Annotated in this window: 18 protein-coding genes; 9 read left to right on the top strand and 9 right to left on the bottom strand. The window is 68.0% G+C overall.

Annotated features, from left to right (window positions below; translation table 11 throughout):
* Nucleotides 1-9 precede the first annotated feature (9 nt).
* Both thiD and lplT read right to left on the bottom strand, forming a co-directional pair.
* Nucleotides 10-819, bottom strand: coding sequence for a bifunctional hydroxymethylpyrimidine kinase/phosphomethylpyrimidine kinase (thiD, locus tag ACP26O_RS10390; protein WP_175701330.1), 810 nt, complete (start codon nucleotides 817-819; stop codon nucleotides 10-12).
* Between the two features lie 58 nt (nucleotides 820-877).
* On the bottom strand, nucleotides 878-2185 hold the full coding sequence (gene lplT, locus ACP26O_RS10385; RefSeq protein ID WP_011657303.1) for a lysophospholipid transporter LplT: 1308 nt from the start codon (nucleotides 2183-2185) through the stop codon (nucleotides 878-880).
* Between the two features lie 218 nt (nucleotides 2186-2403).
* On the opposite strand from lplT, the gene alr reads away from it, so the two are divergent.
* From alr to ACP26O_RS10370, 3 genes are all read left to right on the top strand, one after another.
* Nucleotides 2404-3474, top strand: a complete 1071-nt coding sequence (alr, locus tag ACP26O_RS10380; RefSeq protein ID WP_105832931.1) for an alanine racemase — start codon at nucleotides 2404-2406, stop codon at nucleotides 3472-3474.
* Nucleotides 3475-3485: 11 nt separating this feature from the next.
* The gene (radA, locus tag ACP26O_RS10375; RefSeq protein WP_011657301.1) at nucleotides 3486-4862 is read left to right on the top strand and encodes a DNA repair protein RadA; all 1377 of its coding nucleotides are present in this window, start codon (nucleotides 3486-3488) and stop codon (nucleotides 4860-4862) included.
* A gap of 146 nt (nucleotides 4863-5008) precedes the next feature.
* Complete coding sequence (locus tag ACP26O_RS10370; RefSeq protein WP_011657300.1) at nucleotides 5009-5275, top strand: DUF2866 domain-containing protein; 267 nt, start codon at nucleotides 5009-5011, stop codon at nucleotides 5273-5275.
* 174 nt (nucleotides 5276-5449) lie between these two features.
* Here the strand turns inward: ACP26O_RS10370 and ACP26O_RS10365 are convergent, their stop codons facing one another.
* Nucleotides 5450-7381: an ATP-binding cassette domain-containing protein gene (locus ACP26O_RS10365; protein WP_175664911.1), complete on the bottom strand. Its 1932-nt coding sequence runs from the start codon at nucleotides 7379-7381 to the stop codon at nucleotides 5450-5452.
* Between the two features lie 136 nt (nucleotides 7382-7517).
* Here ACP26O_RS10365 and ACP26O_RS10360 point away from each other — a divergent pair, with 136 nt between their 5' ends.
* Nucleotides 7518-7997, top strand: coding sequence for a glutathione peroxidase (locus tag ACP26O_RS10360; RefSeq protein ID WP_175664910.1), 480 nt, complete (start codon nucleotides 7518-7520; stop codon nucleotides 7995-7997).
* A gap of 120 nt (nucleotides 7998-8117) precedes the next feature.
* On the opposite strand, the gene cls is transcribed toward ACP26O_RS10360, so the two are convergent.
* From cls to dapC, 6 genes are all read right to left on the bottom strand, one after another.
* Nucleotides 8118-9557 carry a cardiolipin synthase gene (gene cls, locus ACP26O_RS10355; protein WP_175655532.1) on the bottom strand — a complete coding sequence of 480 codons (1440 nt, stop codon included), beginning with the start codon at nucleotides 9555-9557 and terminating at the stop codon, nucleotides 8118-8120.
* A 114-nt stretch (nucleotides 9558-9671) separates the two neighbouring features.
* Nucleotides 9672-10580, bottom strand: coding sequence for a 50S ribosomal protein L3 N(5)-glutamine methyltransferase (gene prmB / locus ACP26O_RS10350; protein ID WP_012364144.1), 909 nt, complete (start codon nucleotides 10578-10580; stop codon nucleotides 9672-9674).
* An 11-nt stretch (nucleotides 10581-10591) separates the two neighbouring features.
* Nucleotides 10592-11731 (bottom strand): succinyl-diaminopimelate desuccinylase, encoded by a 1140-nt coding sequence (gene dapE, locus ACP26O_RS10345; protein ID WP_105832933.1) that lies wholly within the window; start codon nucleotides 11729-11731, stop codon nucleotides 10592-10594.
* A gap of 90 nt (nucleotides 11732-11821) precedes the next feature.
* Nucleotides 11822-12190 (bottom strand): ArsC family reductase, encoded by a 369-nt coding sequence (locus ACP26O_RS10340; RefSeq protein ID WP_006755454.1) that lies wholly within the window; start codon nucleotides 12188-12190, stop codon nucleotides 11822-11824.
* Nucleotides 12190-13017: a 2,3,4,5-tetrahydropyridine-2,6-dicarboxylate N-succinyltransferase gene (dapD, locus tag ACP26O_RS10335; protein WP_011657294.1), complete on the bottom strand. Its 828-nt coding sequence runs from the start codon at nucleotides 13015-13017 to the stop codon at nucleotides 12190-12192. Before dapD ends, ACP26O_RS10340 begins: the two co-directional genes overlap by 1 nt.
* Before the next feature lie 45 nt (nucleotides 13018-13062).
* A complete protein-coding gene (dapC, locus tag ACP26O_RS10330; protein WP_175664909.1) occupies nucleotides 13063-14280 on the bottom strand; it encodes a succinyldiaminopimelate transaminase in 1218 nt (405 codons plus the stop codon).
* A gap of 176 nt (nucleotides 14281-14456) precedes the next feature.
* On the opposite strand from dapC, the gene ACP26O_RS10325 reads away from it, so the two are divergent.
* The 5 genes from ACP26O_RS10325 (at nucleotide 14457) to def (ending at nucleotide 23200) form a co-directional block, all read left to right on the top strand.
* Nucleotides 14457-15398, top strand: coding sequence for a DMT family transporter (locus tag ACP26O_RS10325; protein WP_175664908.1), 942 nt, complete (start codon nucleotides 14457-14459; stop codon nucleotides 15396-15398).
* Nucleotides 15399-15537: 139 nt separating this feature from the next.
* Nucleotides 15538-19050: a chromosome segregation protein SMC gene (gene smc, locus ACP26O_RS10320; RefSeq protein WP_175660520.1), complete on the top strand. Its 3513-nt coding sequence runs from the start codon at nucleotides 15538-15540 to the stop codon at nucleotides 19048-19050.
* A gap of 85 nt (nucleotides 19051-19135) precedes the next feature.
* Nucleotides 19136-20425, top strand: coding sequence for a cell division protein ZipA C-terminal FtsZ-binding domain-containing protein (locus ACP26O_RS10315; RefSeq protein ID WP_175664907.1), 1290 nt, complete (start codon nucleotides 19136-19138; stop codon nucleotides 20423-20425).
* Between the two features lie 169 nt (nucleotides 20426-20594).
* On the top strand, nucleotides 20595-22670 hold the full coding sequence (gene ligA, locus ACP26O_RS10310) for an NAD-dependent DNA ligase LigA (protein ID WP_175664906.1): 2076 nt from the start codon (nucleotides 20595-20597) through the stop codon (nucleotides 22668-22670).
* Nucleotides 22667-23200 (top strand): peptide deformylase, encoded by a 534-nt coding sequence (gene def / locus ACP26O_RS10305; protein WP_011657288.1) that lies wholly within the window; start codon nucleotides 22667-22669, stop codon nucleotides 23198-23200. The genes ligA and def overlap by 4 nt, the downstream gene beginning before the upstream one ends.
* Nucleotides 23201-23303 lie beyond the last annotated feature (103 nt).

Below are 23303 nucleotides of genomic sequence, written 5' to 3'. Positions count from 1 at the left end.
AGCCGGCGCTTACCACCAGCGATGGAAGTGATGGACCGGGCCGACGCCGTGGCCGACGTCGAGCTGGCCGCTCGCGGCGATCGCGCCGGTCAGGTAGACCTTCGCGTCGCGCACCGCACTCTCGAGATCGGGCCGCTGCGGCAGCAGCGCGGCAATCGCCGACGACAGCGTGCAGCCCGTGCCGTGCGTGTTGCTGACCGGCACCCGCGTGCCGCCGAGCCGCACGGCATGCGCCGCATCGACGAGCCAGTCGGGGCTCGCGGCCGCGTCGGGCAGGTGGCCGCCTTTCATCAGCACGGCGTTCGCGCCTGTCTGCAGCAGCGCGTGGCCCTGCCGGACCATGTCGTCTTCGGTCGTCGCGGGCGTGTCGCCGAGCAGGTCGGCCGCTTCGGGCAGGTTCGGCGTGACGACGGTCGCGAGCGGCAGCAGCGCGTCGCGCAACGCGTCGACCGCGTCGGGTGCGAGCAGCGCGTGCGAACTCTTCGAAATCATCACCGTATCGAGCACGACGAAGCGCGGCGCGTAGCGCCGCAGCGCGTCGGCCACCGCGTGCACGATCGCCGCGTTCGCGAGCATGCCGATCTTGACCGCGTCGATGCGGATGTCGTCGAACACCGCGTCGAGCTGCGCGGTCACGAACGCCGCGTCCGGCGCGTGCACGCCGCTCACGCCGCGCGTGTTCTGCGCGGTCAGCGCGGTGATCACGCTCGCGCCGTATGCGCCAAGGGCGGAGAAGGTCTTGAGATCGGCCTGGATGCCTGCGCCGCCGCCCGAGTCGGAGCCGGCGATCGTCAGGACGTTGGGTATCGGGTGCGTCATGATGGCAAGACGCCGGTGCGAAGACCGGCGCCGACGGACGGAAACGGACAGTGTAGCGTCAGTGCCGCGATTCGCCGATCAGCGCGACCGAGTCGAACTGGCGCTGGTTCGCCTGGTGGCGGCGCATCACGAGCCACATCGTCAGGCAGACGAACGTGCCGAACAGCACGATCACGACGCCGACCGGCACGTCGAGCCAGACCAGCACCGCATACAGGCACAGCATCACGAGCACCGACAGGTTCTCGTTGAAGTTCTGCACCGCGATCGAGTGGCCGGCCGACAGCAGCACGTGGCCGCGATGCTGCAGCAGCGCGTTCATCGGAACCACGAAATAGCCGGACAGCGCGCCGACGCCGATCAGGAAGATGTACGCGACGATCAGGTACACCGGCAGGCGCAGGTGGCCGAAATGCACGGCCCAGTGCGCGGGGAACAGGTCGCGCGTGTAGAACGCCATCAGCATGACCGCGATGCCCATCATGATGCCGACGGGCAGCACGGACAGCGACTTCTTCAACGGGATGCGCGCGGCGGCGGCAATCGCGCCGCCCGCGACGCCCACCGCGACCACGGCCTGCAGGAGCGCGCCTTCGGACAGCGACATGTTGAGCGAGACTTCGGCCCACTTCAGCACGATGAACTGCAGCGTCGCGCCCGCGCCCCAGAACAGCGTCGTGACCGCGAGCGAGATCTGGCCGAGCTTGTCGCGCCAGAGCACCGTGAAACAGTCGGCGAAATCGGTGAGGAGCTTGACCGGGCCGCGCTCCTGCTTCGGGTAGCGCGCACCGGTATCGGGGATCCGCAGGTTGAACATCGCGGCGATCACGTAGATCGCCATGATGATCGCCATCGCCGCTTCGGCGGGTGTGCTGATCCAGGCGGGCGTGTGCGCGATCACGTGCGATGCGATGTGCGGACTGATCAGCGCGCCGCCGAGCACCGTGCCGAGAATGATCGAACTGACGGTCGTGCCTTCGATCCAGCCGTTCGCGGCGACGAGCCGGTCGGCCGGCAGCAGCTCGGTCAGGATCCCGTATTTGGCGGGCGAGTAGGCCGCGGCGCCGAACCCGACGATCCCGTACGCGATCAGCGGGTGGGCACCGAACAGCATGATCAGGCAGCCGACCACCTTGATCGAGTTGGTGATGAACATCACGCGCCCCTTCGGACGCGAATCGGCGAACGCACCAACATAAGCCGCCAGCACCACATAGGACAACACGAAGAACAGCTTGAGCAGCGGTGTCATCCAGTTGGGAGCGTGAAGGTCTTTCAGCAGGGCGATGGCGGCGATGAGAAGCGCATTGTCGGCCAACGACGAGAAAAACTGCGCGGCCATGATGGTGTAAAAACCTTTTTTCATCTGATGCGATGCTTTCGTCGCTGCGGCAGGGCCGCGTAGGCCGCCTGGTATGCGATCGGCTTATTCCGTTCGAAATGGGTTGTGCGCACGGCTTTATAACACGAAAATACGGCAATTCGGACTAGCAAGATTCCCCGATCGTTCCGCAAATTGTCGGCTTCGGTGCTCAAAAGGCGCGGTAAGCTGATGATTCGCAAGCGTCTTTACGTAAATTTCCCATGCCGCGCCCGATCTCCGCCACCATCCATACCGCCGCTCTCGCGAACAATCTCTCCGTCGTCCGCCGCTTTGCCGGCCCGTCCAAGGTCTGGACGGTCGTCAAGGCCAACGCGTACGGCCACGGTCTCGCGCGCGTGTTTCCCGGCCTGCGCGGCACCGACGGCTTCGGCCTGCTCGACCTCGACGAGGCCGTGAAGCTGCGCGAGCTCGGGTGGGCCGGCCCGATCCTGCTGCTCGAGGGGTTCTTCCGCTCGACCGACATCGACGTGATCGACCGCTACAGCCTGACGACCACCGTCCACAACGACGAGCAGATGCGGATGCTGGAGACGGCGCGGCTGTCGAAGCCCGTCAACGTGCAGCTCAAGATGAACAGCGGCATGAACCGGCTCGGCTACGCGCCGGAGAAATACCGCGCCGCGTGGGAGCGCGCCCGTGCGTGCCCCGGCATCGGCCAGATCACGTTGATGACCCATTTTTCGGATGCCGACAACGAGCGCGGCGTCGCCGAGCAGCTCGCGACGTTCGAGCGCGGCGCGGAAAACATCGCCGGCGCGCGCAGCCTCGCGAATTCGGCGGCCGTGCTGTGGCATCCGGATACGCACTTCGACTGGGTGCGGCCGGGGATCATGCTGTACGGCGCGTCGCCGTCGGGACTGTCGGCCGACATCGCCGACACGGGGCTGAAGCCCGCGATGACGCTCGCGTCCGAGCTGATCGCGGTGCAGACGATCGCGAAGGGGCAGGCGATCGGCTATGGCTCGACGTTCTCCGCGCCGGCCCAGATGCGCATCGGCGTCGTCGCGTGCGGCTACGCGGACGGCTATCCGCGCGTCGCGCCCGAAGGCACGCCGGTGATCGTCGACGGCATCCGCACGCGGATCGTCGGCCGCGTGTCGATGGACATGATCACCGTCGACCTCACGCCGTGCCCGCAGGCCGGAGTCGGCGCGCGCGTCGAGCTGTGGGGCAACACGCTGCCGATCGACGACGTCGCGCGCCATTGCGGGACCATCGGCTATGAACTGATGTGCGCGGTCGCCGGCCGCGTACCGGTACGCGCGGAATAAGGGCGACACGCGTGGCGAAACAGAAAACCGTCTATGTCTGCAGCGAGTGCGGTGGACAAACCCCGAAGTGGCAGGGGCAATGCCCGTCGTGCCAGGCCTGGAACACCCTCGTCGAATCGGTCGCCGAGTCGCCGGCCGCCCATCGCTTCCAGTCGCTCGCGAAGCGGGCGCCGGTGCAGCGGCTCGTCGACATCGAGGCGGCCGACGTGCCGCGCTTCTCCACCGGCATCGGCGAATTCGACCGTGTGCTGGGCGGCGGGCTGGTGCCGGGCGGCGTCGTGCTGATTGGCGGCGATCCGGGCATCGGCAAGTCGACGCTGCTGCTGCAGTCGCTCGCGGACATCGCGAACGAGCGGCGCGCGCTCTATATCAGCGGTGAGGAATCGGCCGCGCAGATCGCGTTGCGCGCGCAACGGCTCGCGCTGCTCGACGGCGGCGCGCCGGCGGCCGAGCTGAAGCTGCTCGCCGAGATCCAGCTCGAGAAGATCCAGGCCGCGATCGACGCGGAACGGCCGGACGTCGCCGTCATCGACTCGATCCAGACCGTCTATTCGGAAGCGCTGACGTCGGCGCCCGGCTCGGTCGCGCAGGTGCGCGAATGCGCGGCGCAGCTTACGCGCATCGCGAAGCAGTCGGGCACCGCGATCATCATGGTCGGGCACGTGACAAAGGAGGGCAACCTCGCCGGCCCGCGCGTGCTCGAGCACATCGTCGACACGGTGCTGTACTTCGAGGGCGACACCCATTCGTCGTTCCGGCTCGTGCGCGCGTTCAAGAACCGCTTCGGCGCGGTCAACGAGCTCGGCGTGTTCGCGATGACCGAGCGCGGGCTGCGCGGCGTCGCGAACCCGTCCGCGCTGTTCCTGTCGCAGCACGAGCAGGTCGTGCCGGGTTCGTGCGTGCTCGTCACGCAGGAGGGCACGCGCCCGCTGCTCGTCGAAGTCCAGGCGCTCGTCGATACGGCGCACGTGCCGAATCCGCGCCGGCTCGCGGTCGGCCTCGAGCAGAACCGGCTCGCGATGCTGCTCGCGGTGCTGCATCGGCACGCGGGCATCGCGTGTTTCGACCAGGACGTGTTCCTGAACGCGGTGGGCGGCGTGAAGATCACCGAACCGGCCGCTGACGTCGCCGTGCTGCTCGCCATCCATTCGTCGATGCGCAACAAGGCGCTGCCGAAGGGCCTGATCGTATTCGGCGAGGTGGGGCTGGCGGGCGAGATCCGGCCGTCCCCGCGGGGCCAGGAACGGCTGCGCGAGGCCGCGAAGCTCGGCTTCACGTCTGCGCTGATCCCGAAGGCGAATGCGCCGAAGCAGCCGATCGAAGGGCTGAACGTGATGGCCGTCGAGCGGATCGAGCAGGCGATCGACCGCGTGCGCGATCTCGAATGACCGCGCGTGGCCGGCACCCGCGCGGGGCGGCCGGCCACGATCTGTCGCGTAATTGGTTGTAAAGAATATGTAGGCTCCTGTAACCCGGCGGACATCGCTTTTCCCTATCCTTTGGCGGATTGTCGAACCGCAATGGAAGGGAACCTATGTTCAAACAGTATGGGGATGCGGCCAGCGGACGCCTTTACAACCTGCGCGGCTGCCGCGTATCGGAGCCCATCGTTCACCCGTGGGGCGGCGGATGCCGGATCGTCGAGTGGATCGACGAAGAAGGGCGCCTCGCACGCCGGGTCGTGTCCGAGGACGTGACCGAAGCGGAAGTCGCCGCGGCGATCCGCCAGCCGACCGAAGGGCGGCGTTACCTGATGGACGATGACGAGCAACTGCCGCGCGATACGTTGCCGCGGCGTTGAGCGGGCGGCGTACGGCCCACCCGACAACGACAGCCGTAGTCACGAGGCCGGGCCAGCGCGCCCGGCCTTGTCGTTTTCGGGCCGGATGCAGCCGGCCCGGTTCGTCGGGTATTGACGCCGCCGTGGATGCCGCGCCACCGGTCAAGCGACCGCCGGACGGCACCCGGGCCGCGTTCAGCCTATCTGCTCGAGCTCTTCGTGCACGGCGAGCCAGTCGGCCTCGACCGTCTCGAGCCGGGTATTGACCTCGCCGAGCTTGCGGATCGCCTCGGTCAGCTCCGTCTTGCGCGCGGCCTCGTAGCTCGCCGGATCGGCGACGAACGTGTCGAGGCGTGCCTTTTCCGCGTGCAGCGTTTCCATTTCCTTTTCGAGCTTCGTGATGCGGTTCTGCAGCGGCTTTTTCAGCTGCGACAGGCGCTGGCGCTCCTCGGCCGCCTGGCGCTTCTGATCCTTGCGGTTGACGCCCGGATCGGCGCCCGTCGCCGCCGCGCCGTCGGCCTTCGCGGCCGCGCGCTGCTCGGCCGCGTGCTGCAGCAGCCAGTCGCGGTAATCGTCGAGGTCGCCGTCGAACGGCTGCAGGCGATGCTTCGCGACGAGCATGAACTGGTCGGTGGTCGCGCGCAGCAGGTGGCGGTCGTGCGAGACGAGGATCAGCGTGCCTTCGAACTGCGCGAGCGCCATCGTCAGCGCGTGACGCGTTTCGAGGTCGAGGTGGTTGGTCGGCTCGTCGAGCAGCAGCAGATTCGGCTTCTGCCAGATGATCAGCGCAAGCGCGAGCCGCGCTTTCTCGCCGCCGGAGAACGGGCCGACCGGGCTCGTCGCCATGTCGCCGGAGAAATTGAAGCCGCCGAGAAAGTCGCGCAGTTCCTGCTCGCGCGTGTCGGGCGCGAGCCGCGCGAGATGCGCGAGCGGCGAATCGTCCTCGCGCAGCGTTTCGAGCTGGTGCTGCGCGAAATAGCCGATCGTCAGGCCTTTGCCGTCGCGCACGTGGCCCGACAGCGGCGCGAGTGTGCCGGCCAGCGTCTTGATCAGCGTCGATTTCCCCTGGCCGTTCGCACCGAGCAGGCCGATGCGCTGGCCGTTCTGGATCGACAGCGCCACGCGTTCGACGATCGGGATGTCCGTGCCGTCGTCGGCATGGTAGCCGCAGCGGACGTCTTCCATCACCATCATCGGGTTCGGCGCGGCGTCGGGCGTGCGGAACTCGAACGTGAACGGCGACGCGATGTGCGCGGGCGCGATCAGCTCCATCTTCTCGAGCGCCTTCATCCGGCTCTGCGCCTGCTTGGCCTTGGTCGCCTTGGCCTTGAAGCGGTCGACGAAGCTCTGCAGGTGCTCGATCGTCTTCTGCTGCTTTTCGTATGCGTTTTGCTGCAGCGCAAGCTGCTGTGCACGCAGCACTTCGAATTGCGAGTAGTTGCCGCCGTAGCGCTTCACCTGGCGATTTTCCAGATGCAGCGTGACGTTGCAGATCGAATCGAGGAATTCGCGGTCGTGCGAGATCACGACGAGCGTGCCGGCGTAGCGGTGCAGCCAGTCTTCGAGCCAGACGATCGCGTCGAGGTCGAGGTGGTTGGTCGGTTCGTCGAGCAGCAGCAGGTCGGAGCGGCACATCAGCGCCTGCGCGAGATTCAGGCGCATGCGCCAGCCGCCGGAGAAGCTGGCGACCGACTCGCGCGTCTGCGCGAGCGTGAAGCCGAGGCCGAGCAGCAGCGCTTCGGCGCGCGCCGGCGCGGTATAGCCGTCGGCATCGGCGAATGCCGCGTGCGCGTCGGCTTCGGCCGCGCCGTCATGCGCGGCCGATGCGGCGGCGATGCGCGCCTCGATCTCGCGCAGCGCGGTGTCGCCGTCGAGCGTGTAGTCGAGCGCCGAGCGGTCGACCGCGGGCGTTTCCTGCGACACATGGGCGATCCGCCACGACGGCGGCATCGAGAAATCGCCGGCGTCGGAATGCAGCTCGCCGCGCAGGACCGAGAACAGCGTCGACTTGCCGGCGCCGTTCGCGCCGATCAGGCCGGCCTTTTCACCGGGATTGAGCACGAACGAGGCCGACTCGAACAGCGGTTTGGTGCCTCGAGCAAGGCTGAACTGATTGAAACGGATCACGGCGGGAATGACTGACGAAAACCGCTATTCTAGACTGCGCGCGCGTCGCTCCGGATATCGGCCGAACGGCAGATGCCGCAACGGCGCGATTTCGCCTAGACTCCACGTCGTTCCGGTCTCATCAAAGGAGTGCCCGATGTCCACCCTCTATTCGTTCAGCGCGGAGACGCTCGCCGGCGAACCGGCGTCGCTCGACGCGTATCGCGGCAAGGTGCTGCTGATCGTCAATACTGCGAGCGAGTGCGGTTTCACGCCGCAGTATGCGGGCCTGCAGAAACTGTATGAGCAGTACGCGGCGCGCGGCTTCTTCGTGCTCGGTTTTCCGTGCAACCAGTTCGGCAAGCAGGAGCCGGGCGACGCCGCGCAGATCGGCGCGTTCTGCGAGCGCAACTACGGCGTCACGTTCCCGATGTTCGCGAAGGTCGACGTGAAGGGCGACCATGCGCATCCGCTGTATCGCTATCTGACCGACGAGGCGCCCGGTATTCTCGGCCTGAAGGCGATCAAGTGGAATTTCACGAAATTCCTGGTCGACCGCGACGGGCGGATCGTCAAGCGCTATGCGCCGTCGATGAAGCCCGAGGAAATCGCCGCGGATATCGACAAGCTGCTGTAACGCCGTGGAGCCGCGAGCGGGGCGTCTGGCCCGCGACCGCGGTGTCGGGCCGGATGGGGCGAAAGCGGGCGGCGCCATCCGGGCGACGGCGGCCCGGCGCTCGCGCGGGCGCCACGGACGCTACAGGATGGGTGCGAACAGGCGCGCGACGTGCATGGCGATGCGCCGCCACGCGGGCGAGTGCCGATACTCGTTCGCATCGACCTCGTAGGACTGCGCGAAATCGGCGTCGAGCATGGCCCCGACTTCTTCGGCGAACGCGTGATCGACGGTCAGCACCATGATTTCGAAGTTCAGCCGGAACGAGCGGTTGTCGAGATTCGCGCTGCCGACCGCGGCCGCGATGCGGTCGATCAGCACGACTTTCTGGTGCAGGAAGCCCGGGCGGTAGCGGAACACCTTGACGCCCGCGTCGATGAGATCGCGTGCATAGAGCTTCGACGCCTCGAACACGACGTAGTGGTCGCGCCGGCACGGGATCAGGATACGCACGTCGACGCCGCGCATCACCGCGAGCTTCAGCGCGGCGATCACCGCTTCGTCGGGTATGAGATACGGCGTCGTGATCCACACCCGTTCGTGCGCGGCGTTGATCGCGCCGACGAAGAACAGCGAGCCGGTTTCCTGCTTGTCGGCCGGGCCCATCGGTACGGCGAGGCAATGCATCGCGTCGCCGGGCAGCGCCTCCGGCGGCGCGGCGAGCGGCGGAAGCGTCTGCGTGGCCCAGTGCCAGTCTTCGGCGAACACGTACTGAATGCTGGCGACCACCGGGCCGCGGATTTCGATATGGGTGTCGCGCCACGGCGACAGACGCCGGTTCGCGCCGAGATATTCGACGCCGACGTTGTGTCCGCCGACGAACGCGCGATTGCCGTCGACGACGACGATCTTGCGATGGTTGCGGAAGTTGAGCTGGAAGCGGTTGACGAACTTGCGGTGGGTCGCGAACGGGTGGACCTCGACGCCGCCGCGGCGCAGCGTGTCGACGTAGCTGTGCGGCAGGTCGAAGCAGCCGATGCTGTCGTACAGCAGGTAGCAGCGCACGCCGGCTGCCGCGCGTGCGAGCAGCGCGTCGCGCAGCATCAGGCCGAGCGCGTCGACGCGCACGATGAAGAACTGGACGAACACGTATTCGCGCGCCGAGTCGATCGCCGACAGGATCGCCTCGAAGGTCGCATCGCCGTTGACGAGCGTGCGCACCGAATTGCCGCCGACGAACGGCATCCCGCCGAGCCGGGTGAGCGCGAGCACCGCAGCGCGGCCGATCGCGTCGGCCGCCGGCCCGTTGGTTGCGTCCGCATCGAGCCACGGCACGCGCGGCGTATGCGTGCGCAACGCTTCCATCTCGTGGCGCCGCGCGTCGACGTAGCCGGAGAACTTGCTGCGACCGAGGAACAGGTAGGGGACGAGCGTCAGGTACGGCATCGCGGCGAGCGACACGGCCCACGCGATCGCGCCTTGCGACGTGCGCGTGTTCATGAGCGCGTGACACGCCGCGACGATCCCGAGCACGTGGACGGCCAGGATCAGGGTGCCGAGATGTAGCCAGTCGAGGGTCATGGGCGCGTGACGGACTCCTGAAGTCGTGCGGCGCGACGGCCGCTTACGCGCATCTTACCCAACCGTGCGGGACAGCGGTTTGCCGTGCCGCGCGGTTGGGGCCGCGGCGTGCCGTCAGGCCTTGCGCGGCAGGTCCGACGCCTGGATCAGAAACACCGTGTCGTCGCCCGCGCTGGTGGGCAGCCACGTGAGTTCGAGGCCGCCGAACGCGGCTTCGACGTGCTCGCGCTCGTTGCCGATCTCGACGACGAGCACGCCGTCGTCGTGCAGCCACTTGTGCGCTTCCGAGATGATGCGCCGCACGATGTCCATGCCGTCCTCGCCGCCCGCGAGCGCCATCTCCGGCTCGTGCCGGTACTCGGGCGGCAGGGCGGCCATCGACGTCGCGTTCACGTACGGCGGGTTCGTCAGGATCACGTCGTAGCGCGCGTCGGGTTCCGCGCGGAACGCGGGCAGCGGCGCATAGAGGTCGCCACGATGCAGCGTGATGCGATCGTCGAGGCCATAGTCGCTCACGTTGATCCGGGCGACTTCGAGTGCCTTGTCGGACAGGTCGACCGCGTCGATCTCGGCGTTCGGGAACGCACTGGCGGCGAGGATAGCGAGGCAGCCGGAGCCGGTGCACAGCTCGAGCACCGCGCCGACCTGCTCGGGGTCGGCGACATACGGCTGCAGCCCGTCGTCGAGCAGCTCGCCGATGAACGAGCGCGGCACGATCACGCGCTCGTCGACGTAGAAGCGGTGGCCGTGCATCCACGCTTCATGCGTGAGGTACGCGGCCGGCACGCGTTCGGTCGCGCGCCGTTCGATCACCGCGAGCACGGCCGCGATTTCATCGGGCAGCAGCCGCGCATCGAGGAACGGCTCGAGCGTGTCGAGCGGGAGGTCGAGCGTATGCAGCACGAGGTACGCGGCTTCGTCGTACGCATTGTCCGAGCCGTGGCCGAATGCGAGCTTGGCCTTCGAGAAGCGCGTGACCGCGTAGCGCAGCAGGTCGCGAATAGTTGCAAATGGTGTCGTCATGCGAGGCTCCGTCAGGCGATCAGTTGTTCGAGCACGCGTCGGTACACGTTCTTCAGCGGGTCGACGAAGCGCACGTCGATGTGCTCGTCGATCTTGTGGATGCTGCCGTTGGGCGGGCCGAACTCGATCACCTGCGGGCAGATGCGCGCGATGAAGCGTCCGTCGGACGTGCCGCCCGTCGTCGACAGCTCGGTCGTGAGGCCGGTCTCGGCGCGGATCGCGTTCTCCAGCGCGTTCGACAGGTCGCCGCGCGGCGTGAGGAACGGCAGGCCGCTCACCGACCACTTCAGCGTGTATTCGAGGCCGTGCTTGTCGAGGATCGCATGCACGCGTGCCTGCAGGCCCTCGACGGTGCTCGCCGTCGAAAAGCGGAAGTTGAACATCAGGTCCGCATGGCCGGGGATCACGTTGGTCGCGCCGGTGCCGGCATGCAGGTTCGACACCTGCCAGGTGGTCGGCGGGAAGTATTCGTTGCCTGCGTCCCACTGTTCGGCGGCGAGCTCGGCGAGCGCCGGCGCGAGCAGGTGGATCGGGTTCTTCGCGAGGTGCGGGTACGCGATGTGGCCCTGCACGCCCTTGACGACCAGCTCGCCCGACATCGAGCCGCGGCGGCCGTTCTTCACGACGTCGCCGAGCTCCGCGCTCGAGGTCGGCTCGCCGACGATGCAGTAGTCGACGCGCTCGCCGCGCGTTTCGAGCAGTTCGACGACCTTCACGGTGCCGTCGGTGGCCGGGCCTTCCTCGTCGCTCGTGATCAGGAACGCGATCGCGCCGCGGTGGCCGGGGTGGGCCGCGACGAATTCCTCGGACGCGACGACGAACGCCGCGAGCGACGTCTTCATGTCGGCCGCGCCGCGGCCGTATAGCTTGCCGTCGCGATGCGTGGGGACGAACGGCGGCGAGGTCCACTGTTCGAGCGGGCCGGTCGGCACGACGTCGGTGTGGCCCGCGAACGCGAGCAGCTTGCCGTCGCGGCCGTCGGCGCCGCGCTTGACGGCCCACAGGTTGGTCACGCCGTGCGACGCGATGGTCTCGCATTCGAAGCCGAGCGCGGCGAGGCGCTCGGTCATGAGCTGCTGGCAATGCTGGTCGTCGGGCGTGACGGACGCGCGGGCGATCAGCTGTTCGGTAAGGGCTAGGGTGGCGGACATGGTTCGGACCACTTTCGATAAAAAATGCCGGCGCGGTGGCCGGCAGTGACGAGACGTCGGGCTGCACCCGGGGGTGCAGCGCGGGCGGCCCTAGGCGGCAAACAGCGCCGCGTACTGATCGGCCACGAAGCCGAGCGATTTCACGCGACCGTTGACGACGAGCACGGGACGCTTGATGACCGACGGCTTGTGGATCATTAGCGCGACCGCGCCGGAGCGCGTTTCCGCGGCCGCCTTCATCGCATCGTCCAGGCCGCGCCACGTCGTGCCGCGCTTGTTCACGAGCGCGTCGAGCGACACGTCCTTCAGCCAGTCTTCGACGAGCGGCGCGCTGACGCCGAGCTTCTTGAAGTCGTGGAATTCGAACTCGACGCCGTGATCGTCGAGCCACACGCGGGCCTTCTTCACGGTGTCGCAGTTCGGAATGCCGTAGACGACCACGGTGTGCGGCTTGGCCATCAGTCGCCTCGCAGCAGCTCGTTCAGGCCGACCTTCGCGCGGGTCTTCGCGTCGACCTTCTTCACGATCACCGCGCAGTACAGGCTGTGCGAGCCGTCCTTCGACGGCAGGTTGCCGGCCACGACGACCGAGCCGGCCGGGATGCGGCCGTAGCTGACTTCGCCCGTTTCGCGATCGTAGATCTTGGTGCTCTGGCCGAGGTACACGCCCATCGAGATCACCGAGTTCTCCTCGACGATCACGCCTTCGACGACTTCCGAGCGCGCGCCGATGAAGCAGTTGTCCTCGATGATGACGGGGTTCGCCTGCAGCGGTTCGAGCACGCCGCCGATGCCGACGCCGCCCGACAGGTGCACGTTCTTGCCGATCTGTGCGCACGAACCGACCGTGGCCCACGTGTCGACCATCGTGCCTTCGTCGACGTACGCGCCGATGTTGGTGTACGACGGCATCAGCACGACGTTCTTCGCGATGAACGAGCCGCGGCGCGCGATGGCCGGCGGCACGACGCGGAAGCCGCCCGCGGCGAAGTCTTCGGCGGTGTAGTTCGCGAACTTCGACGGCACCTTGTCGTAGAACTGCGAGTAGCCGCCGGCCGGCATCGGCGCGTTGTCCTCCAGGCGGAACGACAGCAGCACGGCCTTCTTCAGCCACTGGTGCACGGTCCAGTTGCCGTCGATCTTCTCGGCGACGCGCAGTGCGCCTTTATCGAGTTGCTCGAGCGCATGAGCGACGGCTTCGCGGACGTCGGCGGGCGCGGCCTTCGGCGACAGCTCGGCGCGGTTTTCCCAGGCGGTATCGATGATTTGCTGAAGTTGTTGCGACATGTTCGTTTTCGCAGGAGATGAATGGAATTGATCGGGATGGACGTCTTACCGCGCGAGAGCCCGGCAGAAATCGACGATGCGTTGCGCGCCCTCGACGCATTCGGGGGTGCCCGCGACGAGCGCGATCCGGATGAAATCGCGGCCCGGATTCGTGCCGTGCGCGTCGCGCGCCAGATACGAGCCGGGCAGAACCGTCACATTATAGTCGGCGTACAGGCGGCGGGCGAACTCGGTGTCCGACAGCCCGGTGCGCGCGACGTTGGCCCACAGGTAGAACGCGGCGTCGGGCAGCTTCACGTCGATCACGTCGGCGAGCATCGGCGTGACCGTGTTGAACTTCTGCAGGTACAGCGCGCGGTTCTCGCGCACGTGCGCCTCGTCGTTCCACGCGGCGATGCTCGCGTGCTGCCAGACCGGCGACAGCGCGGCACCATGGTACGTGCGGTACAGCAGGAATTTCTTGAGCAGCGCGGCGTCGCCGCCGACGAAACCCGAGCGCATGCCCGGCACGTTCGAGCGCTTGGACAGGCTCGACAGCATCACGAGGCGTTCGAAGCCGCGGCCGAGGCGGTGCGCGGCTTCGAGGCCGCCGAGCGGCGGCGCCGCTTCGTCGAAATAGATTTCCGAATAGCACTCGTCGGACGCGATCACGAAACCGTGGCGGTCGGACAGCGCGAACAACTCGCGCCAGTCGTCGAGCGTCAGCACGGCGCCCGTCGGGTTGCCCGGCGAGCACACGTACAGCAGCTGGGTGCGCGCCCAGACCTCGTCGGGCACGGCCGCATAGTCACACGCGAAGTTGCGCGTCGGGTCGCTGTTCGCGAAATAGGGTTCGGCACCGGCCAGCAGCGCTGCGCCTTCGTAAATTTGATAGAACGGATTCGGACAGAGTACGATCGCCTTCTCGCCGTCCGCGCTCGCGCGCGAGTCGATCACCGTCTGCGCGAGCGAGAACAGCGCCTCGCGCGACCCCGACACGGGCAGCACTTGCGTGGCCGGATCGATCGCCGGCAGCCCGTAGCGGCGTTCGAGCCAGTGTGCGATCGACGTGCGCAGCGCGTCCGAGCCGGCCGTGGCCGGGTACGACGCGAGGCCGTCGAGCGCGGCCACCACGGCGTCGCGGATCAGCGCCGGCGTCGGGTGCTTGGGCTCGCCGATGCCGAAGCTGATCGGTTTGAGGCTGGCCGCGGGGGTCACGTCCTTGAACAGGGCGCGCAGCTTTTCGAAGGGATAGGGCTGGAGCGAGTCGAGTCGAGGGTTCACGGGCGAAGCGGCCGTCGGGGCCGGTTTTGGAGCGAAAGGGGCGGCGCAGGTGCCGCACGGCTGAGAACGGGCGCCGACGGCGCGCGGCTCGCAGCGGACGATTATAGCGTGACGCAATGCGGTCGCGGCCCGCCGGAACGGCGGCCGGGCCGGTCGAATAAAGGGTATCGAACCAAATGAATAACGCGGTACGCGGCAGCCTGCCGACGCTGGCCATCCTGATCGGCGCTTCGGTATGGGGCCTGATCTGGTATCCGCTGCGCATCCTTGCGTCGCTCGGCCTCACCGGAACGCTGGCGAGCGCGCTGACGAGCCTCGTCGCGTTCCTGTTCGTGATCGTCGTGCGCCACCGCACGATCGCGACGCTGCGCTGGCACTGGGTGCTGCCGGGCATCGCGATCACGGCCGGCGTGACCAACCTCGGCTTCGTGTGGGGCACGATCCACGGCGAAGTGCTGCGCGTGATGCTGCTGTTCTACCTGACCCCGGCGTGGACCGCGATCTACGCGCATTTCCTGCTGCGCGAGCGCCTGACCTGGGCCGGCGCGGGGCTCGCGGCGCTGTCGATCGGCGGCGCGATGCTGATGCTGTGGTCGCCGACGCTCGGCGTGCCGCTGCCGGCCAACCCGGCCGAATGGGCGGGGCTCGCGGCCGGCCTGAGTTTTGCGATGAGCAACGTGCTCGTGATCAAGGCGAGCCGCGAGCTGCCGGAGATGCGCGCCGAGATGCGCACCGCGACGCTGTTCGGCGGCGCGGCGGTGTTCGGCGCGATCGCGTCGCTGTTCGAGGGGCTGCCGGCCGCGCCGGCCGGCGCTCAGCTCGGCACCGCCGCGCTGATCATCGTCGCGATCGGCGTGACGGTCGCGGTGAACAACCTGCTCGTGCAGTACGGGCTTGCGCGCGTGCCGGCCAACCGCGCGTCGATCATCATGCTGTTCGAGATCGTGATCACCGCGCTGTCCGCATGGGTGTTCGCGAGCGAACTGCCGAGCGCGCGCGAGTGGGCGGGCGGCGTGTGCATCGTGCTGGCGACGCTGCTGTCGAGCCGGGTCCATCGTGCCGCGCCGGCACGGGGCAAACCCGGCGACGGGCGGGACGGCGCACGCGCGATGGTATGATGGAAGCCGTTTGCGGGGCCCAACGCTGGATGCGCGCGGCCCCGCTTTTGAATTCCGGGGCGCATCGCGCACACGGGCCGTCCGGCCCCGCGCGTCGCGGCCCGTTCCGTTTCACACCTTCTTCACATCCGATACCGCCGTGCGTCTGAGCTCGATCAAACTCGCTGGCTTCAAATCCTTTGTCGATCCCACGCATTTCCAGGTTCCGGGCCAGCTAGTCGGCGTGGTGGGCCCGAACGGGTGCGGCAAGTCCAACATCATCGATGCCGTGCGCTGGGTGCTCGGCGAGTCGCGCGCGTCCGAGCTGCGCGGCGAGTCGATGCAGGACGTGATCTTCAACGGCTCGACCGCCCGCAAGCCCGGCAGCCGGGCAAGCGTGGAGCTGATCTTCGACAACTCCGACGGCCGCGCGGCCGGGCAGTGGGGCCAGTACGGCGAGATCGCCGTGAAGCGCGTGCTGACGCGCGACGGCACGTCGAGCTACTACATCAACAACCTGCCGGCACGCCGCCGCGACATTCAGGACATCTTCCTCGGCACGGGCCTCGGCCCGCGTGCGTACGCGATCATCGGCCAGGGCATGATCGCGCGGATCATCGAGGCGAAGCCGGAAGAGCTGCGCGTGTTCCTCGAGGAAGCCGCGGGCGTGTCCAAGTACAAGGAACGCCGCCGCGAGACCGAGAACCGCCTGCACGACACGCGCGAGAACCTGACGCGCGTCGAGGACATCGTCCGCGAGCTCGGCGCGAACCTCGAGAAGCTCGAGGCGCAGGCCGTCGTCGCCAACAAGTACAAGGAACTCGTCGCCGACGGCGAGGAGAAGCAGCGCCTGTTGTGGCTGCTGCGCAAGAACGAGGCCGCGGGCGAGCAGCAGAAGCAGCTGCGCGCGATCGAGCAGGCGCAGATCGACCTCGAGGCGCAGACGGCCCGGCTGCGCGAGGTCGAGTCGCAGCTCGAGACGCTGCGGGTCGCGCATTACTCGGCGAGCGACGCGATGCAGGGCGCGCAGGGCGCGCTCTACGAGGCGAACGCCGAAGTGAGCCGCCTCGAGGCCGAGATCAAGTTCATCGTCGAATCGCGCAACCGTGTGCAGGCGCAGATCGCCGCGTTGAACGCGCAGCGCGAGCAATGGCGCGCGCAGGCCGAGAAGGCGCAGGACGAGCTCGAGGAAGCCGAGGAAGCGCGCGCGATGGCCGACGAGAAGGCCGCGCTCGCCGAAGACAACGCGGCCGCGAAGCACGACGCGCTGCCGGCGCTCGAAGCGAAGTGGCGCGATGCGCAGGCGCAGCTCAACGACGAGCGCGCGCGCATTGCGCAGACTGAGCAGTCGCTGAAGCTCGAGGCCGCGCACCAGCGCAATGCCGACCAGCAGCTCCAGCAGCTTCAGCAGCGCCACGAGCGCCTGAAGTCCGAGGCGGGCGGGCTTGATGCGCCGGACGAAACGCAGCTCGAAGAGCTGCGCATGCAGCTCGCCGAGCAGGAAGAGATCCTCGCCGAGGCGCAGGCGCGCTTGGCCGATGCGCAGGAAGCGCTGCCGCGTCTCGACGGCGAACGCCGTGCCGCGCAGGAGCGCGTGCAGGCCGAAAGTACGCAGATCCACCAGCTCGAGGCGCGGCTCGCCGCACTCAAGCAGCTGCAGGAGAACGTGCAGACCGAAGGCAAGATCCAGCCGTGGCTCGACAAGCACGAACTCGGCGCGCTGCCGCGCCTGTGGAAGAAGCTGCACGTCGAAGCGGGCTGGGAAGCCGCGCTCGAGGCCGTGCTGCGCGAGCGTCTCGCCGCGCTCGAAGTGTCGAATCTCGACTGGGTGAAGGCATTTGCGACCGATGCGCCGCCCGCGAAGCTCGCGTTCTACGCGCCGCCGGCCGCCGGTGAACCGCCGGCCGCCGCGGCCGGGCTGCGCCCGGTGCTGTCGCTCGTGCGCATCGACGATGCGGGCATTCGTGCGGTGCTGAACGACTGGCTCGGCAACGTGTACGTCGCCGACGACATCACACAGGCGCTCGCGACGCGCACGCAGCTGCCGGCAGGCGGCGCGTTCGTCGTCAAGGCCGGCCACATTGTCACGCGCGTCGGCGTGCAGCTGTACGCGGCCGACTCGGAGCAGGCCGGGATGCTGGCCCGCCAGCAGGAAATCGAGAACCTGGGCCGCCAGGTGCGGGCACAGGCGCTGCTCGCCGACGAGGCCCGCACGGCCGCGGTGCGGGCGGAAGCCGCGCACACGCAGGCCGCGCAGGCGCTCGGCGACGTGCGCGCGCAGGCCGAACGCGCGACGCAGCGCGTGCACGCGCTGCAGATGGACGTGCTGAAGCTCGCGCAGGCGCATGAACGCTACACGCAGCGCAGCACGCAGATCCGCGAGGAACTCGAGGAAATCGGCGCGCAGATCGACGAGCAGCGCGCATTGCGTGCCGAATCGGAAGCGAACTTCGAGCGTTTCGACGGCGAACTCGCGGAGCTGCAGGCGCGCTTCGAGGACAACCAGCTCGCGTTCGAAGCGCTCGACGAATCGCTGACGCACGCGCGCCAGGAAGCGCGCGACCTCGAGCGCGGCGCGAACGACGCGCGCTTCGCCGCGCGCAACGCGGTCACGCGGATCGACGAGCTCAAGCGCAGCATCCAGGTCGCGCACGAGCAGAGCGAGCGCGTCGCCGCGTCGCTGGAAGACGCGCGCGCCGAACTCGAAACGATCAACGAGCAGACCGCGCACACGGGCCTGCAGGACGCGCTCGAAATTCGCGCGGTGAAGGAAGAAGCGCTGCAGGCCGCGCGGATCGAACTCGACGACCTGACCGCGAAGCTGCGCGCGTTGGACGAGCAGCGCCTCGTCGCCGAGCGTTCGCTGCAGCCGCTGCGCGACCGCATCACCGAGCTGCAGCTGAAGGAGCAGGCCGCGCGCCTGTCCGTCGAGCAGTTTGCCGAGCAGCTCACGACGGCCGAGGTCGACGAGGAAGCGCTGCGCGAGAAGCTGACGCCGGACCTGAAACCGTCGTACCTGCAGGGCGAGGTCACGCGCCTGAACAACGCGATCAACGCGCTCGGCCCGGTGAACATGGCCGCGCTCGACGAGCTGAAGGCCGCGAGCGAGCGCAAGGTGTTCCTCGATGCGCAGTCGGCCGACCTGACCGATGCGATCACGACGCTCGAGGACGCGATCCACAAGATCGATCAGGAAACCCGCACGCTGCTGCAGGGCACCTTCGACGAGGTCAATCGTCACTTCAGCGACCTGTTCCCGCGCCTGTTCGGCGGCGGCCAGGCGAAGCTGATCATGACGGGCGACGAAATCCTCGACGCGGGCGTGCAGGTGATGGCGCAGCCGCCGGGCAAGAAGAACGCGACCATCCACCTGCTGTCGGGCGGCGAGAAGGCGCTGACCGCCACTGCACTGGTGTTCGCGATGTTCCAGCTGAACCCGGCGCCGTTCTGTCTGCTCGACGAGGTCGACGCGCCGCTCGACGACGCGAACACCGAGCGTTTCGCGAATCTCGTGCGCGCGATGTCGGACAAGACGCAGTTCCTCTTCATCTCGCACAACAAGATCGCGATGGAGATGGCGCAGCAACTGATCGGCGTGACGATGCAGGAGCAGGGCGTGTCGCGGATCGTCGCGGTGGACATGGAAACCGCCGCGGGTTTTGCCCAGAATTGACGTTTGACGAAACCGGACCGCGTTCGCGCGGCGCATGGGCGCCCGTTCGCGGGTCCGACGAAAAAGAATCGCTGATGGAGCATGCATGGACGAGTTGACACTCGGTTTGATCGGCGCCGGCGCCGTCGTGGTGGGCGGCGTCGTGGTCTACAACGCGTGGCAGGGCGCGAAGGTGCGGCGCAGGATGCCGCGCCCGATGCCGGAAGAGGCGGCCGAGGCGATGAATCGCCCCGAGCGCGACGAGGAGCTTCCGTTCATCGAGCCGGTGCGCCAGCCCGCGCGCCGCGAACCCGCGGCGCCGGCGGCTGCCGCCGCGAGCACGCCGGCTGAAGCAGCGCGCGTCGAGCCGACCTTCGGCGGCGCGGCGCCTGCCGACATGCCGGCCGATCTGCAGGCCGAGGCCACCGGGGGCGACACGCCGCCGGAATCGGCCGAGCCGGCCAAGCAGCCGGTCGACGCAGGTTCGGTCGCCGCCGCAACGGAAGCGCCGGCCGGCGACGCATCGAACGAGGCGGCCGAACCCGTGCTGCCGGCCGCGACGACGATCTCGTCGGCACCGCCCGCGATCGTCGACCGCCGGATCGACTGCATCGTGCCGATTCGCTTGAGCGGCCCGCTGCCGGGCGACAAGATTCTGCCGGCCGCGCAGCGGCTGCGCCGCGCGGGCAGCAAGCCCGTGCATATCGAAGGCAAGCCGGAAGGCGGCCAGTGGGAGCTGCTGCAGAACGGCGTGCGCTATGAAGAACTGCGCGCGGCCGCGCAGCTCGCGAACCGCAGCGGCGCGCTGAACGAGCTCGAATTCTCCGAGTTCGTGACGGGCGTCCAGCAGTTCGCCGATGCGATCGACGGCGCACCGGAATTCCCGGACATGATGGAGACGGTCGCGATGGCGCGCGAGCTCGACGGCTTTGCCGCGCAGTGCGACGCGCAGTTGTCGATCAACGTGATGTCGGACGGCGCGCCGTGGTCGGCGAACTACGTGCAGGCCGTCGCATCGCAGGACGGGCTGCTGCTGTCGCGCGACGGCACGCGTTTCGTGAAGCTCGACGCGAAGCAGAACCCCGTGTTCATGCTGCAGTTCGGCGACACGAACTTCCTGCGCGACGACCTGACGTACAAGGGCGGCAACATGATCACGCTGGTGCTCGACGTGCCGGTCGCCGAAGAGGACATCCTGCCGTTCCGGCTGATGTGCGACTACGCGAAGTCGCTGTCCGAGCGGATCGGTGCGCGGGTCGTCGACGATTCGCGCCGGCCGCTGCCGGAATCGACGCTCGTCGCGATCGACCAGCAACTGATGAAGCTGTACGCGAAGCTCGAGGAAGCGGGTATCCCGGCCGGTTCGCCGGTCACGCGACGCCTGTTCAGCCAGTAACGCGTCTCGCGGGCGGTGGCCATTCGTGCCGCCGTCCGTCGCTGCACTGCCGCACACACGCCGCCTGTGCGCTGCAGCCGGCTCGCGCGGCACGCATCGCGTGCCCCCGTCGCGGCGTCAAACTGAGATAATCGAACATCCGATTTTTCAGAACGAAACTGCCGCCAGCATGGCCCGAACCCAAGCCGAACCGCCAGCCAGCCAGCCCGACGCGCGTGCCGCGTGGCTGCGCGACCAACTCGAGCGGGCGAATTACGCCTACTACGTGCTCGACCAGCCGGATCTGCCCGATGCCGAATACGATCGACTGTTCGGCGAGCTGCAGCAACTCGAAACCGATCATCCCGACCTCGTGACGCCCGACTCGCCGACGCAGCGCGTCGGCGGCGAAGTGGCCGGCGGTTTCACGCCGGTCGTCCATGATGCGCCGATGCTGTCGCTGAACAACGGCTTCGCCGACGAGGACATCGCCGCGTTCGACAAGCGCGTCGCCGATGCGCTCGGCAAGACGACCGATCTCGCCGGCTCGGTGACGGACCCGGTCGAATATGCGTGCGAGCTGAAGTTCGACGGGCTCGCGATCTCGCTGCGCTACGAGCACGGCGTGTTCGTGCAGGCGTCGACGCGCGGCGACGGCACGACCGGCGAGGACGTGACGGAGAACGTCCGCACGATCCGCTCGATCCCGCTGAAGCTGAAGGGCGCGCACGTGCCGGCCCTGCTCGACGTGCGCGGCGAGGTGCTGATGTTCAAGCGCGATTTCGCACGCCTGAACGAACGCCAGCGCGCGGCCGAGCAGCGTGAATTCGCGAACCCGCGCAACGCGGCGGCCGGCAGCCTGCGCCAGCTCGATCCGAAGATCACCGCGCAGCGTCCGCTGTCGTTCTTCGCGTACGGGATCGGTGTGCTCGACGGGATGCCGATGCCGGACACGCACAGCGCGCTGCTCGACTGGTACGAGTCGTTCGGCCTGCCGGTGAACCGCGAGCGCGCGGTCGTGTACGGCGCCGACGGCCTGCTCGGCTTCTTCCGCAAGGTCGGCGAGAAGCGCGAATCGCTGCCGTACGACATCGACGGCGTCGTCTACAAGGTGAACCGGCGCGACGAACAGGATCGCCTCGGCTTCGTGTCGCGCGCACCGCGCTTCGCGCTCGCGCACAAATTCCCCGCACAGGAAGCGCTGACGAAGCTCGTCGCGATCGACGTGCAGGTCGGCCGCACGGGTGCGATCACGCCGGTCGCGCGGCTCGAACCCGTGTTCGTCGGCGGCGCGACGGTGACCAACGCGACGCTGCACAACGAGGACGAAGTGCGGCGCAAGGACATCCGGATCGGCGACACCGTGATCGTGCGGCGCGCGGGCGACGTGATCCCCGAGGTCGTCGGCGCGCTGCTCGATCGCCGTCCGGACGGCGCGGCCGAATTCGTGATGCCGACCGAGTGCCCAGTGTGCGGCTCGAAGATCGAGCGGCTGCCGGACGAGGCGATCGCGCGCTGCACGGGCGGCCTGTTCTGCCCGGCACAGCGCAAGCAGGCGCTGTGGCACTTCGCGCAGCGTCGCGCGCTCGACATCGACGGGCTCGGCGAAAAGATCATCGATCAGCTCGTCGAACTGAATCTCGTGCGCACGCCGGCCGACCTGTTCAATCTCGGTTTCGCGACGCTCGCGGAACTCGACCGGTTCGCCGAGAAGTCCGCACAGAATTTGCTCGACTCGCTCGAGAAGGCGAAGCACACGACGCTCGCGCGCTTCATCTACGGGCTGGGGATCCGCCATGTCGGCGAATCGACCGCGAAGGATCTCGCAAAGCACTTCGGGTCGCTGACCCCGATCATGGACGCGTCGATCGAGGAACTGCTCGAAGTCAACGACGTCGGGCCGATCGTCGCCGAGTCGATCCACCAGTTCTTCGCGGAAGAACACAACCGCACCGTGATCGAGCAGCTGCGCGCGCCCGGCAAGGTCACGTGGGCCGAAGGCCCGCCCGCGCCGAAGGCGCCGCAGGGCGTGCTGGCCGGCAAGACGGTCGTGCTGACGGGCACGCTGCCGAATCTCACCCGCGACGCGGCGAAGGAGATGCTCGAAGCGGCGGGCGCGAAAGTCGCGGGCTCGGTATCGAAGAAGACGGATTACGTGGTCGCGGGCGCCGACGCCGGCAGCAAGCTCGCGAAGGCCGAGGAACTCGGCATCCCCGTACTGGACGAAGACGGACTGCACCAACTCCTGGAGGGCAACACCCCATGATTCGCGAGATCCTGAAGATGGGCGATCCGCGCCTGCTCGAAGTCGCCAAGCCGGTCGCGCAGTTCGACACGCCGGAACTGCACGAGATCGTCGCGGACATGTTCGAGACGATGCATCACGCGAACGGCGCGGGCCTCGCCGCGCCGCAGATCGGCATCGGGCTGCAGCTCATCATCTTCGGCTTCGGCAGCAACAACCGCTATCCGGACGCGCCGCCCGTGCCCGAGACCGTGCTGATCAACCCGAAGCTCGAGTACATGCCGCCGGACATGGAAGAGGGATGGGAAGGCTGCCTGTCGGTGCCGGGCATGCGCGGCGTCGTCAGCCGCTATGCGAAGGTGCGCTACAGCGGTTACGACCAGTTCGGCGCGAAGATCGACCGCGTCGCCGAAGGCTTCCACGCGCGGGTCGTCCAGCACGAATACGACCACCTGATCGGCAAGCTGTATCCGATGCGGATCACCGACTTCACGCGCTTCGGCTTCACCGAGGTGCTGTTCCCGGGGCTCGATCCGACTGACGACGACTGATGCCGGCAAGCGGCGGTGCGTGATGTTGCGCGCCGTCGTCGTACCTGAAACGAAAAAGCCCGCATTGCGCGGGCTTTTTCATTGCAGGGCACGCCGTGCGTGC

Source organism: Burkholderia sp. R-40, from assembly GCF_049942845.1.
Classification (GTDB): Bacteria; Pseudomonadota; Gammaproteobacteria; order Burkholderiales; family Burkholderiaceae; genus Burkholderia; species Burkholderia ambifaria.
The sequence above is the reverse complement of the archived record's forward strand: the minus strand, read 5'-3'. Positions and strand labels throughout refer to the sequence as shown.

Excerpts from the sequence above, each read along its gene's own strand:
- ligA (WP_175664906.1), top strand. The coding sequence starts at position 20,595 with ATGGCCCGAACCCAAGCCGAACCGCCAGCCAGCCAGCCCGACGCGCGT.
- ACP26O_RS10360 (WP_175664910.1), top strand. The coding sequence starts at position 7,518 with ATGTCCACCCTCTATTCGTTCAGCGCGGAGACGCTCGCCGGCGAACCG.
- ACP26O_RS10370 (WP_011657300.1), top strand. The coding sequence starts at position 5,009 with ATGTTCAAACAGTATGGGGATGCGGCCAGCGGACGCCTTTACAACCTG.
- def (WP_011657288.1), top strand. The coding sequence starts at position 22,667 with ATGATTCGCGAGATCCTGAAGATGGGCGATCCGCGCCTGCTCGAAGTC.
- thiD (WP_175701330.1), bottom strand. The coding sequence starts at position 819 with ATGACGCACCCGATACCCAACGTCCTGACGATCGCCGGCTCCGACTCG.
- dapE (WP_105832933.1), bottom strand. The coding sequence starts at position 11,731 with ATGTCCGCCACCCTAGCCCTTACCGAACAGCTGATCGCCCGCGCGTCC.
- lplT (WP_011657303.1), bottom strand. The coding sequence starts at position 2,185 with ATGAAAAAAGGTTTTTACACCATCATGGCCGCGCAGTTTTTCTCGTCG.
- ACP26O_RS10315 (WP_175664907.1), top strand. The coding sequence starts at position 19,136 with ATGGACGAGTTGACACTCGGTTTGATCGGCGCCGGCGCCGTCGTGGTG.
- ACP26O_RS10340 (WP_006755454.1), bottom strand. The coding sequence starts at position 12,190 with ATGGCCAAGCCGCACACCGTGGTCGTCTACGGCATTCCGAACTGCGAC.
- cls (WP_175655532.1), bottom strand. The coding sequence starts at position 9,557 with ATGACCCTCGACTGGCTACATCTCGGCACCCTGATCCTGGCCGTCCAC.
- prmB (WP_012364144.1), bottom strand. The coding sequence starts at position 10,580 with ATGACGACACCATTTGCAACTATTCGCGACCTGCTGCGCTACGCGGTC.
- ACP26O_RS10325 (WP_175664908.1), top strand. The coding sequence starts at position 14,457 with ATGAATAACGCGGTACGCGGCAGCCTGCCGACGCTGGCCATCCTGATC.
- dapD (WP_011657294.1), bottom strand. The coding sequence starts at position 13,017 with ATGTCGCAACAACTTCAGCAAATCATCGATACCGCCTGGGAAAACCGC.
- alr (WP_105832931.1), top strand. The coding sequence starts at position 2,404 with ATGCCGCGCCCGATCTCCGCCACCATCCATACCGCCGCTCTCGCGAAC.